Below are 12,176 nucleotides of genomic sequence, written 5' to 3' on the forward strand. Positions count from 1 at the left end.
GGGCGAAGAGAGATAACGGAAGGAGGGAGCGGCCGTCAGGCCACCAACTGCAGGGCCGCATCCAGGGCACGTTGCTTGATTACCGCCCCCTGGCCGAACCAGGCCGAGTCCATGCGGTACTCGTTGCTACGGGCACGGCGCTCGTGGTCGACATACTCGGTGACGGCATTGAGCAGACCCCAGGCAGTGCCGTTGGCGGCTTCCAATTGCGAGCCGCGACCACGGCCTTCGTACAGGCTTTGCACCCGACGCAGCGCGCGTTCGTTCGGCAAGGCATCCGGCAATGGGTTGTTGGGCTGGGCATCACAGAGCACCTGCATGAAGTAGCCCATCGCCTCGTGCCACTGCACCTTGCGCTCGGCCAGATGGCGCATGCGGTACATGAACTCGTCCCATTGCGAGACGGCGATACCGAGTTGCTTCTTCACCGCCTGAGCATCGAAGCGGGTGCTGTGCGGCACCTTGATCGCCCGGGTAGCGCCATCGACGGCGATGGTCAGGGTGTTGTTGCACACCACCCGCACCGTGGTCGGTGTTGCCGTGGTGGCCAGGGTGCCGTCGCAGGAGGTGGCCAACAGCAGGTAACCGTTGACCAGGTCGTTGCCCTTTAGCGAGGTGTTCTGCCCGGTGCGTGCCAGCGCCCAGAACTTGCGACCGCCCTTGAGCACGCCGGCGGTTTCCAGCTCGTAACCGGAGACCTGGGTGAGGTCACGGTAGAACTCCAGCACTTCCTTCGGCTGCACCACCTGGTAGCGCTGGGAGACCACCGAAAGCGGTGCCTTGGTGTCGGAGCGGTAGAGCACCTTCTGTTCGGGGAAGGAGTGAATACTGCCCAGATGTCCGACTGCGTCCGCTTTGAAGTGGACGGGGCTTTCCTGGATTTGCCAGTCCATGCCAGCTTCCCGCTGCCAGACTTCCAGCGGTTGTTTCGGGGAGAGACGACTGCCCAGGCCATGCCAGGGAGCTTCGCCGACATAGGCCATACGTTCGATGAGATGAGCCATGATGAGTTTCCTGTGAGCAATAGCCGGCATAAAGCGCTGCGCGAAGCGCAGCACCGGCGGAAGGAATGAAAGGGGAGGGAGCGAAGAACGAAGCCGATCAGGTCGGCAGGTTGAAGCGATGCCCGCAAATCAGGCAGAGGTTGTTGGCGAGCACGTGGCGATCCAACTGGTCGCCGAGTTGGGCGCCGAGCGCACAGCCGCCGACACCGCCTGCCAGGCCGCCAAGAATGGCGCCGGACAACGAGCCGAGGGTAATGCCCAGCGGGCCGGCAATGGCGCCGACTGCTGCGCCGGCCTGACCACCAGCAAGAGCGGCGGAAGCGCCACGCGCTGCGCCACCGACCGTGCCGACCAGGGCGCCGATCTTCATGGCGGGATGCAGAGATGCGATTTTGGGGGAGTTACAGCGAGGACACTGCAATGACATGGCTGGAGAGCCTCCATGATGGGTATGTCAAAGCAGTGATGTAGAGCTGTATTTTTTTTGAATCGAATTGTTGTGTCGCGCGAAGGGATCTACGGGGGCTGTCGATCCCAAACAGCCGTGAGCTTTGTACCGAAGGCACCTCGCGGCCCGATTAGTCCGCGCGATATACGACATCTGTTAGTTAAGTTCGTGCTACTGCTCTCTACTGGGCCTCTGGTAGCCCCATCTTCAAACGGTAGTGCTCTGGATGGCCTACCGCCTGAAAAACAGCCTCCAGCTTGGAAAGGTAATAGGTGATGTTGAACTGGCCCCAGCCGATATGGGCGATGTTCGTCTCGTCCCAGTGGGCCCCTCGGTTCAAAAAACGCTCCAAGGGCCGGAATGTCCCATCTTCCGCTGACAGTTGTTGCAGGATGTCTTCAAACCGTTGGGCATTGCCAGTGAAGGCAAAGAAGTTCTCTAGGATGTATCGCATGGGGTTGGGTACCACCTGGATGCGCACCAATCCTTCCTTGGCGTCCCGCATGACACGCCAGAGGGCATCGTAGTCATTGGCAATATCACGGGCGTCCATCGGCACTACTTCTTCAATGGAAAGGAGATACGTCGAGACGTCTACAAGGCTCAGCAGCTCGGTGAGCTGTGGGAGCGGATCACTCGGGACATGGCAACTACAACAGTTGCAATCATGATAAGGGGCGGTACGAGGGCGAGTGTGGTATCGGCATCGTTTACCGGAGCGACCTGGAGGTCCGACCCCATGTCCACAAGGCGATGCGTTACCTGGTCAAGGATGTTCAGCCACTCCGGTTGAGCCCCGAAGGGGCTCGATGCATCCGGATGGGTATATGTCGATAGTCAAGAGCTGGATAGCACCTAATTAGCGACCTGCTAGTTGAGGAGTGGCCTTTGTACTTCGGGAAAATTTTGAGGGCGGTTGGTAACGGATCATGCTCATCCTCGAAGGATGAGCATGATCACCGCTGATTAGAGGCTTTGGAATATTCGAAGGTGGTAGCACGAGAAAAATCACCTTCGGTTCAATTAGGTCCTGAGTACCAAGAGTCTGATTTTGGTTGCAGCGTGGCCTATTATGAACCTGAGGGCTCTGGAGTCACTCGGTCACCAATGAATCCTGTATCCCGCCAAGTAGCCCTAACAAAGTCATGGAACTCAACGTTGTTGGCTAGCTCTAGGTCGTCTACATGATCAGTGATAATCAGTTGCGGCCGAATACCGGTGGCTTGATAAGTATTCTCGCAAAACTCTACAAACTTATTAAACATGTTGGTCACCGCGCTCATATCGTGATCTACACTATTTTCTCTTCCTGCAGTCGCGGCTAGCTCTTTCGGTTTAAAAGATTTGCCATGATCGATTGTTGAGGGGAAATATACCTGTGTAGGTTGATCGAGGAAAAGAATAGGCGGAATCTTACACCCATTCTCATGCATCAATGCGAATACGGAATGAAGCGCCAAAAATAGTGTTAAATGGGTATACAGCCAGTTTGCACCACTGCCCATGGAGCGTAAATAAACGTTACCCATATCGGGGCTTTCATGCCAGAGATCGAAGCTTTCAAGGTCGAACTTAAGATTAATTGGTTTATAGGCGGCTTCGAAATCGAATTCCGCCCCGATACGAGCCATTTCACTATCAATGAGGTAGCTCAAATCTCTCATTTTCGACTCAACTTGGTATGCGTCAAGCTGCGGTCGAAGTTCTTCGAGCTTTTCCTTTATTGTCTTCCTGGTGCCTTCGAACTCAGTTTGCGGCTTATCCAAGTAGTTCTCAATTAGAAGCTCAAGGCGATGCTTGATGCGAAGAGCTACCTCGTCAACCGTCTTCTTATTCTTGAGCTGATCTATCTGGCTAGTAATTCCCTTGATTCGCTTTTGGATCTCTGAAAGATTTTCCTTTTCTTCATCTAGCTTTTTATTAAGCTTGGTTTCTTCCTCTTTAAAACTTTCTCGCACATATGAAGATACTCTCAGCTCGCTATTCATCCAGCCGATAGCGTGCGATAGCTTATTGGCCTCCAACTCTAGAATTTCACTTGGTGCGTCACAGAATGGACAGTGAGATTCGCTTACCTCGGCGTACTCAGGTACAGGGATGGATCCAATGGTGCTTTGATAGGTTTCAGTAAAGCCAATTGATGATCGGACAGCAAAGATCTTGTCCTGAAGCTCACGCACCACTGCTGTTTGTGCTGCACGTTTATCGTCCAATAATCTTTTTTGCTCAGCATATGTGTCTGCTGCGCTATCAATTCGAACATTCGCGTCCTTGATTTTTTTCAGCGCAGATTGTGCATTTGCTACAATTTGGGCGGCCGTTAAGCTAATTAGGTCCGTCCCGCTCACGATCCTATATTCTATTAAGAGTCCTTCAACTGCATTTTGGAGTCGGATCTTTTCTTCTTGCCGCTTAGGGATCTGAGCTTCTATTTTTTTTAGCTCAAGCTTCAGCTCATTGTAGTTTTGGGCGAGCCAGAAATAATCTTGATCTACTACTCCAAGAAAAATCTTGAAATGATCAATTACTTGTTCTCGCTTTGCCTTTTCATCGAATCTGTAAAATAAAGCGTGTTTATTGGCTACTAGGTTCTGGTGTTGTAGCATGTATGAGGCAAAGCTTCGAATAGAGGGAGTTCCACTCTTCTTTACTCCATAGGTCCTGGGGCCCGTATCCTCGTCCACGTCTACCAATGTTATAGCGAAGAATCTTCCTAATTCCTTCTTAAAATCTCTCAGCGGAAAGTAACAGCTTGGCCGATAGAAGTCCTTTTTCTTCATCCCCTCGAGAATATCTTTTAGGGAAGCCTCATAGAACTCTCTGAGAAATAATCGATCACTAGTACGCTCCCTGCAAAGCACTAGCAAGCAGGCTTCCATTTCAAGGATAGTAAAGAAGATTTTTCCTCGACTGGTTATTATGCCCTTAGGAATTGTGTCATCACTGTTGCCAAGACAGAAATCAAATATTTCAATTATGGCGCTCTTCCCCATCGAGGACTTTCCAGTAATTATGTTTAGTCCGGGAAAGAACTCGACGTGATGAGCTTGGTTGTCATGATCGATAACACCAATGGCTTTCACAATGCATTTCATAACTGCGTCATCCCTAACAACTTGTATATTTGAGGTGCGTCACTATCTTCAAAGAGCCGAGCTAGATTGCGTGCAGACACCAGTTGGGGCCTGATGCCATCCGGGCAATAGATATTTTTCCTGACTGGCTGCACAGTCAACTCGTCATCAATCCGTAGATGTTCGGAGTTTATAAGGCTAAATAATGCCTGGTTAGTAGCTTGACGGAGCAAAATAATTCGCTTGTGAATGCCGGCTACACGCGACTTTTCCGAGCACATAGTTCGGAGGGAGTTGCGATCAGTAATTCGGTAAAGGTAAGCGGATGTAGGTTGATGTAGCACGAATGGCAAAACCAGATAGCTCAGAAGAATATTTCTAGGGGCTTCGTGTACATTTAAATAGAATGAATGTAGGATGGGCGCAAGAATCAATGGGCTACGATGAAGTGTATGGATATGATCTGTGGTTGTAAGATCCATTACCAAAGTCTCCAATGTAACTTATCCTCGCCTTTCTCATCCACTTCCTCTGCCAGTATATGCAAAATCCCGTTGCGAAATTCGACTGATGTGCTGTCGAAGCCTGGAAATGGATCTGCACTATCGCCACATCGTGTATCAAAGAAACTTTGGGACGCTTCGCACCAGTCTTCTTGAGCCAGTTTACTACACCGACGAACCTCGGCGCGACGTAAGCTAGCATGCCGATCCATCTGGTCTTTTTTGTAATTATCTACATCTTCCTTGTCGACGGTAAACCGTTTGAACTCATCAAGGATTGTATGGGTTGCCACTATATGATGCAGAATGGCGGTGGACACCATTGAGCCATACTCAATTTCGTGAAGCTTTTTTACGAAAATTCTTTCAGTGTAAGATGGGTCTTCAGCTATTTTAATGAGGTCACGAGAGTTGATCACTGGAAATTTTCGCGAATTGCGAGAATAGCGCGCTCGCAACGTTGCAATCTTCATGTCAAAATCTTCGTACGAAATCTTCCAACCTTTCTCTATCATTCCAGGTTCTATTAAATAACCAAGTAATGCCTGAAAATAGTCATCTCGCTTGGTTGGATCTAGGCCTATCCCAAATTTCGACTTGGCCGCATTGGCTCGATCTACCAAGCATGGTTCGTTAGATATAATGGAAATTTTTTCCAATATATCCATGAGCTGATTGCGCCTCTCGTCAGCCATCACAAATCGCTGTGCAGAAACTGTTTTCGACGGCTTCTTTTCTCCTGTTTTTTCGAGCCGTAACTCGCAGGATTCATGAACCGATTTTAGAAGAGCTATCCGCTTCGAAAGATTTAGCTCGTTCCAGTGTTTTATCTCGGAATTTACTCCAAACTTCTGAGTTGTCAGAAGTATTAGCTCTGAATAGTAATCAGCCTTAAACCTTGGCGCCAACCAGTTCTTCAGCGTATTCCAGAAGTTTATATGGCCGTCCGTTAGAGCATCGGCGAAGTCTTTCACTTCAACTTGGGATTTACCCTCGGTACTCACATCCCCGAATCGCTCCAGCCATAAACTTTGACCTTCAACAAGAGAGTGGCAGTATTCGAGTGTTACGGTCAATTGATAGGAGATCGCCTCAATTAATCTGGTAGCATCGTTCCGCTGCTTTTCCACGAGTTCCTTCCCTACCTCACCTTTCAGTAGCTACGTATCAACAGTTTTTGCGAACACTCAATATGCTGCTGACTAGAGATTATTTTCTGTATGTATATACAGGTCGTCAGGTCGAGGGTTCGGATGGCCTTGGAGATATCTGTATATTTGTACAGTTGCATCTTCTACATGTCGGATTGTAGCGTGCCATCATATCAACATCAAAAGGCTATGCCTCTGTCGCGCCTGAGGTAATGAGCTGCGGAACTGGTGATGAACTCGTCTTTCGTGATTGGAGGTGGCACTTGTCACATCCTCGATCAATGCCAGTGGTCATCTGGCTTGGTCCAGGGGAGGACGGCGAGACCTATCATTCAGCGCCTCACAGCTCTAGGAGTGAAGAGCGTCGAGTGGGCGTTACTGAGGAAGCTAGTCGAGAAGTTGTGCAGTCCATTCACGCAGCAAGCAGTTGCGGAACTGGCGGTGACGGTGCCTACTATCTGTCTGCAAAGATGCCTCGCTCTGATTCTGGCAGGCCTAGGCGGCGCGAGGCGACGGTTACGCTATATCAGCGTGTAAGACCGAAAATTCGGTCCCCGGAAATGTGCCGCCCAAACTAGGGCCGTAGGGGCTGGTCGGTCCGCAACCTGATCGCTGTCGTCGTCCTTTTGGAAGCTGTCAACCGGCGACTCTAATGGCGCATGCTTCGAGAAACGTTCAAAATGGGCAAATTTTGACTGGGATGCAAAGCAAAAAATGCCAAATGGCGATACAACAAGTATTGATGTCGACTCTCGTGAGGAGGATCTAAAGGAAAAGTTACGGGAGCACCTGCACTCTCTTGGCTTTACTAAAGCTGAAAAGGGAGTATTGCAAGCTCCGGGAAACACTAAGGAGGCGATCCGCTCTCTCCACAGTGCGCAGCGAGAGGAGAAGCTCTCAGCTAATGAGAAATTTGTCTCACTAACTGGCCGAAAACTGATGAAATTCTTTGCGTCCGGGGCGGACATTGACCCGGAAAAAATTTCACCGGTCCTTGAGCGTGTTTCATCGGGAACGCAACAAGGTGAGCTCTTTCGGCTTGCATCTTTGTTGTGGTCTGTTCCCGTTTCAAACGGGTTTGGTAGGCGTCTCCGTTACCTTGTCTGGGATGAAAATAATGGGAAGCTAATAGGGCTAATTGCCATCGGTGACCCTGTGTTTAATCTTGCTGTGCGGGATAGGTTTATTGATTGGAATATTCATGATAGAAGTGCGCGGCTCGTAAATCTAATGGACGCCTACGTGTTAGGGGCCCTCCCCCCGTACAATATTCTCCTGGGTGGTAAGCTTATAGCATGCTTATTGCGTAGTCGTGAACTTTATGATGATTTTTCCACTGTATATGGTGGTATGACAGGTATCATCTCCGGGGAGGTAAAGAAAGCTAGGCTTCTTGCGATAACGACGTCGTCGTCAATGGGGAGGTCATCAGTTTACAATCGTCTTAAGCTTGATGGAATAAAGTACTTAGAGTCTATTGGGTATACCGATGGTTGGGGGCATTTTCATATCCCCGATCAATTGTTTTCGGAGCTTCGTAGTTACTTGCGTGATATTGACCATACTTACGCGGATCAGCATGCCTTCGGGCAAGGACCAAACTGGCGTTTGCGAACTATGAAAGCAGCGTTGTCTGCGCTTGGCTTCAAACAAAATCTAATGCGGCACGGTATCCGGCGCGAGGTCTTTATATGCCAGCTGGCCAATAACGCGACAGAAATTCTGCGGACCGGAAGAGGTCAGCCCGACTTGACATCGCTCCTGTCTGCAAAGGATGTTGCCGAGCAAGCAGTGAGTCGCTGGATGATACCTCGTTCAAGGCGTAGACCTGAGTATCGAGACTGGATGCCTGGGAATCTTATTGACATGTTTGGAAATCAGGCGCGAAATCTACGTGCCCAGATAGAGGAAATAGAAAAGCATAGGAATATTGACTGGCTGTAGGGATACAGGGAGGGGAGAGTGGAGTATGCTTTCAATAAAATAACTGGCAGATTGGAGTCGGCGGCGAAAGTATCGTTTTCCTGGGTTTATATATGCCCAGTCTGTAAGGCGAGGGTTTCTCACCGCTCCGGTGTGAGAAGGAAACCTCATTTCGCCCATTGGCCTGGAATGGGATCGCCTGAGTGTGAGATGTTTGTTCCGGGCCTTCACGGGCAGTATATCCACGGACAAGCCTCTGCCACTATGGAGAAGCAGAGGATGGAGCTCCGCTTGGTGATCCCTCCAATAGGGGCCGATCGTGCTGGCTGGTCGCTCGAACTGGTGCTGCCCCCATGTCGCGAATGTCCGGCTATGCTCTCGCTGGACGTGGGGGGAAGAGTCCAGACGCTGAATATGCGTGGTATGCAGGAGCGCCGCCGTGTGACTGTTGAGCTTTCTACTGCCCCTTACTCTATAGTCGAATTCAGCGGCAAACCCGACCCTTCGTTCGTCCTCAGTGTGGATAGAGAGTGCCGAGGGTTACCCGCCGTAGGAGCTGCGGCCTTCACCGCGTCGGGCCGAAGCGAACCTCGAGGATTCCCACGAACACAGGAGCTAAGAGCTTCGGAAGCCTTTGCTCTGCTGTGGAGGGAGCCTGCTAAGCCAGATTTTCCCGATGAGTTAGTGATCGATAGATTTCCTGGGCGACAAGGATGGAATCTAGCTCTAGCCACATTTCCTGATGAATTATCCCCAAGATGCGCCGATTGGTTGCATTCATTCACAGGGCTGCCAATTGCACCGCCCGTGCCCGCAATCACCGCTGTTTGGCCATTCTTTACTAGGAACGCAAGTGTCAATGTGGTTGAGAGTGTCAGGACAAGCGTACTCTTGCTAGCAGCGAAGATGATGCCGTTGGAACAGTCGGATCAAGGTCCGACAATGCAAGTCCAAAGTGGGTCCTCAAAGTATTCCGTTCTAGGAAAGGAGCGATCGCCAGCGTTTTTTGCCCTTAAGACTGACGGCGCGCAGACTGTAAAAGTTTCAGATGCGAACAATCCAGGGATTGAAGAGTTCGTATCCTTCACCCTTAATCCAGTGCGCTCTCAGTGGCTCCCCTCTGTCGAACTGGCGTTCACGACACCAATGGGAGTTCACCATGTTGTTCCTCTGCATCAACGCAGGTGTACAGATATGGTGGCTGAGGCCCGGACACATGGGAGGGGGCCAGACTATCTATCGATGCCTCCTGGCGCGACGGGAGTTCTCCGCATAGATGGACCAATTGGGCGATTTGTGACAGCGCTTTCCTCTGGGAGTGACTCTTCTCCTCATAGCCGTCATATGCGTCTCCCACCGCCTGACGTACTGACGAAGATAACTTCCGCCTTGGCCGACCCTGCATGTCACGTAGAGATTGAATTCGGTGGTTTTGGGCGATTGCGCGTCGCCGGCACTTGGACATGTTCTTCAGTAGGACTCCGTAGTAAGGAACTCACTCCGGCCCTGCGATCGAGGTTGCTTAGTTTCATGTTCCAGTTGCAAATTGCTTCGCCAACAACAGTGTGTTCTGACGACAACTCGCTAGTTGGAGTCTTCGCTGCTGTGAGGCCCGAAGCGTCGCTCATCCCGCATTATCGTTCGCTGGTAAAGGAGATCCTTGCCTGCGGCTTTGAAATTAAACGTTTGGGAGAAGGTGCCTCATCATGAGTTACCAATACAGCCAGGAGGCAAAACAGCGAATTTCTGCATTGGGACAAACCGTGGTCGCCGAATTCATTGAGGAAATTCCTCATGGATTGCGCAAGACAATCTATAACCGTTTGCCGCGCATTCAAGGATTCAGACCAGGCACACCTCCCGAGTTCAAGGAGAGACAGAAACGTCTAATAGGACATCTGATCCATCCGCAAACAAGCCTCAAAGATGCATTTGACTGGAGTATCTTCACCCAGCTTTGGGAGGCTTGGGGTATGGGCCGGCTGGGAGGTTCCATTCCACAAGGCGACAACTCCGAGCTTACTTCCGACGCCGGTCCTTCCTTCTTGAGGGAGCTCGCTGAGCGTTTTCCGCGTGCCGCTAAAGAGGACGTAGAGCGATTATTCATTTTCAGTTGTTTTCCAGACCATCCTGATGTCGCAATAGCACTTGCTTGTTTCCGCTCGGCTTCAACTCTGGCACGCGATCAGATGATCGACGGCCTGCCGACCCGTATTGAAGACATGGAGCAACGCTTTGCAGTTGCTGAGGTTGCTGCTGCGGATCAGGCCAACCGCATTGGGCAACTTGAAGTCACAGCGGCTTCTCTTGTCAGAGGTATTGAGGACTTCGCCAAGAACGTTAGTCAGAGTTCCAATGCAGTGTCCGACTTGCGGATGTCACTGGATGCGGAATTCGCACGTTCCGAAAAGACTGAAAAAGTTATTGATTCGCTAAGCGTTGCCGCTAAGCAGAACGCTGACGCTATCGCCGCCGTCAGCATCAAAGCCGATGTCCTTGAGGAAGGCGTGCGGGCGCTTGTGGTCCGTGGAGAGAGGTGGGATGAGGTCGCAACTGACATAGCAGCGCTGAGGGTGGCTGTCGAAAGTCTTTCAGCAGGCGAAGCTGATCAGGCAGAGACGGCTGAGACCGTTGGCATACTTTTGGGAAGAGTCGCTGCCCTTGAAAGCATCTTGGTGGGAAGTGGTGCGGAGTCAGGAACAAAGCAACGGGTTAGATTGCTTGAGAACAAGCCGGAGGGAGCGTTTGTCGCCATTCTTTCTATCCAAAACGCCTGTGACCTAGTCGCTTCGAATCTTCAGGCGACCGGCGTTGCGAGAGGGGCAACAATCGCCGCTGCTCGCCAGATAGTTGCAGCTCTTGCCGCAGGCCAAATGGTGCAGTTCTCTGGGTCGCTCGCTGACTTGGTGGCTGACTCTGTGGCCGCAGCTATCGGCGGGCCGATTTTCCATGAATGGCGAGTGCCGGTCGGACTTATATCTGATGAGGCTGCGTCCGACTGTGTCGAGATTGTTGCAGGCTCGTCAGGTTGCCTGCTTCTGAAGGGGGCGAACCTCTCAGCTTTTGAGGTCTACGGTGCTGCTGTTCGAGATATTGTCGTACGACGGCAGTTCACCGGGTCTAGCTACGGAGGCTTTGCTCTAATCGCCTCTTGGGCGCAGGGCCCGGCCGCGTTCCCTGATGGAGGCACGCTTGCTGAACTGGGGCCCGTATTCGATACGGATGCTCTTCCGATGCGCGGAATTTCCGCCAAGCTACCCCAGTTGAAGTACGGCCGACTCGCGAAAGAAGCCTGGCCACAGGTCGATGGCCTTGAAACTAGCGAGACGACTCCAGTTACGAGCCAGTTGGGTGAGCTTCTGAAGGAAGCAGGCTTTGAAGGCGGCAGTTTATGGCGGCGCGTGTCTAGCCGTGCATACGCGGCTCTCAGGGCGATACCAGGCGGAAAAGCGGAGGATGATCTCAATTCGCTGCTTGTCTCATGGGCCGCTCCATGGGCTAGAGCCAACGGAGGTCCTGTTAAGGAGATCATTCAAATCGCTGAACGCGAGTTGGCCAACGGGCGAGCAGACATGACAGTTTGAGGGCGTGGCGATGGAGTGGCAGGCGGTTTCCTTAGAGGGCGCGCGTAGGGGCGTCGCGGCGGGGATAGGCTGTAGGCGAGGAGGGGAATGCCTTCGGATATCCGCAGTGTCGGAATGCTTGCGAGCGGTATCGCATCTTTGCTCCGCCCCTAAAGGTAGTCAGGGAGAGTGGGAGCCTGCTGCCTCGGTTCGTCTCTCCGGTATGGTACGACGTAAGTTGGTTTCGTTGTGGCCAGATCTTGCTGCCGATGGAGTGGATACTCAACCTGGAGTAATAGGAATACTTAATAGTCTTGCCGATCTGGGAGACATGGTCAGACTCGAGGGCGGCAGGTGGCTTGCGGCGCCAGCTCACACTGTTCGAGCAGGAGACGGGTTAGCTGTGCTGCTAGGTGGGGGGCCAAAGGAAATACTCCCACAAGCGGTGAGGGCATCGGCAAAGACTGAGGGTAGGGTTCGGCTGGTGGAGACCGCTGCTTGCGAAGGCTG

9 protein-coding genes and 1 pseudogene are annotated in these 12,176 nt (G+C 51.8%); 4 read left to right on the top strand and 6 right to left on the bottom strand.

Going from position 1 to position 12,176, the window contains the following annotated elements; all coding sequences use genetic code 11:
- Positions 1-35 precede the first annotated feature (35 nt).
- The 6 genes from ACTWJ5_RS10420 to ACTWJ5_RS10445 form a co-directional block, all read right to left on the bottom strand.
- Positions 36-1,004: a DUF932 domain-containing protein gene (locus tag ACTWJ5_RS10420; protein WP_043317323.1), complete on the bottom strand. Its 969-nt coding sequence runs from the start codon at positions 1,002-1,004 to the stop codon at positions 36-38.
- Between the two features lie 97 nt (positions 1,005-1,101).
- The gene (locus ACTWJ5_RS10425; RefSeq protein WP_003150493.1) at positions 1,102-1,374 is read right to left on the bottom strand and encodes a hypothetical protein; all 273 of its coding nucleotides are present in this window, start codon (positions 1,372-1,374) and stop codon (positions 1,102-1,104) included.
- Between the two features lie 259 nt (positions 1,375-1,633).
- Positions 1,634-2,005 (bottom strand): AAA family ATPase, encoded by a 372-nt coding sequence (locus ACTWJ5_RS10430; RefSeq protein WP_043317328.1) that lies wholly within the window; start codon positions 2,003-2,005, stop codon positions 1,634-1,636.
- Between the two features lie 517 nt (positions 2,006-2,522).
- Positions 2,523-4,535, bottom strand: coding sequence for a DUF3732 domain-containing protein (locus tag ACTWJ5_RS10435; RefSeq protein ID WP_255314681.1), 2,013 nt, complete (start codon positions 4,533-4,535; stop codon positions 2,523-2,525).
- Positions 4,536-4,543: 8 nt separating this feature from the next.
- Positions 4,544-5,008 (bottom strand): three component ABC system middle component, encoded by a 465-nt coding sequence (locus tag ACTWJ5_RS10440; RefSeq protein ID WP_052267817.1) that lies wholly within the window; start codon positions 5,006-5,008, stop codon positions 4,544-4,546.
- Positions 5,008-6,159 carry a hypothetical protein gene (locus ACTWJ5_RS10445; protein WP_052267819.1) on the bottom strand — a complete coding sequence of 384 codons (1,152 nt, stop codon included), beginning with the start codon at positions 6,157-6,159 and terminating at the stop codon, positions 5,008-5,010. The genes ACTWJ5_RS10440 and ACTWJ5_RS10445 overlap by 1 nt, the downstream gene beginning before the upstream one ends.
- A 735-nt stretch (positions 6,160-6,894) precedes the next feature.
- Here ACTWJ5_RS10445 and ACTWJ5_RS10450 point away from each other — a divergent pair.
- The 4 genes and pseudogenes from ACTWJ5_RS10450 (at position 6,895) to ACTWJ5_RS10465 (ending at position 11,687) form a co-directional block, all read left to right on the top strand.
- A complete protein-coding gene (locus ACTWJ5_RS10450; protein ID WP_043317331.1) occupies positions 6,895-8,124 on the top strand; it encodes a Druantia anti-phage system protein DruA in 1,230 nt (409 codons plus the stop codon).
- Positions 8,125-8,142: 18 nt separating this feature from the next.
- Positions 8,143-8,253: pseudogene (locus ACTWJ5_RS10455) on the top strand (hypothetical protein); the annotation flags it as partial.
- Between the two features lie 1,380 nt (positions 8,254-9,633).
- The gene (locus ACTWJ5_RS10460; RefSeq protein WP_135499837.1) at positions 9,634-9,813 is read left to right on the top strand and encodes a hypothetical protein; all 180 of its coding nucleotides are present in this window, start codon (positions 9,634-9,636) and stop codon (positions 9,811-9,813) included.
- On the top strand, positions 9,810-11,687 hold the full coding sequence (locus ACTWJ5_RS10465; protein WP_043317336.1) for a hypothetical protein: 1,878 nt from the start codon (positions 9,810-9,812) through the stop codon (positions 11,685-11,687). Before ACTWJ5_RS10460 ends, ACTWJ5_RS10465 begins: the two co-directional genes overlap by 4 nt.
- The last annotated feature ends 489 nt before the right edge of the window (positions 11,688-12,176 follow it).

The organism is Pseudomonas sp. A6 (assembly GCF_052367875.1).
Taxonomy (GTDB): Bacteria; Pseudomonadota; Gammaproteobacteria; order Pseudomonadales; family Pseudomonadaceae; genus Pseudomonas; species Pseudomonas citronellolis.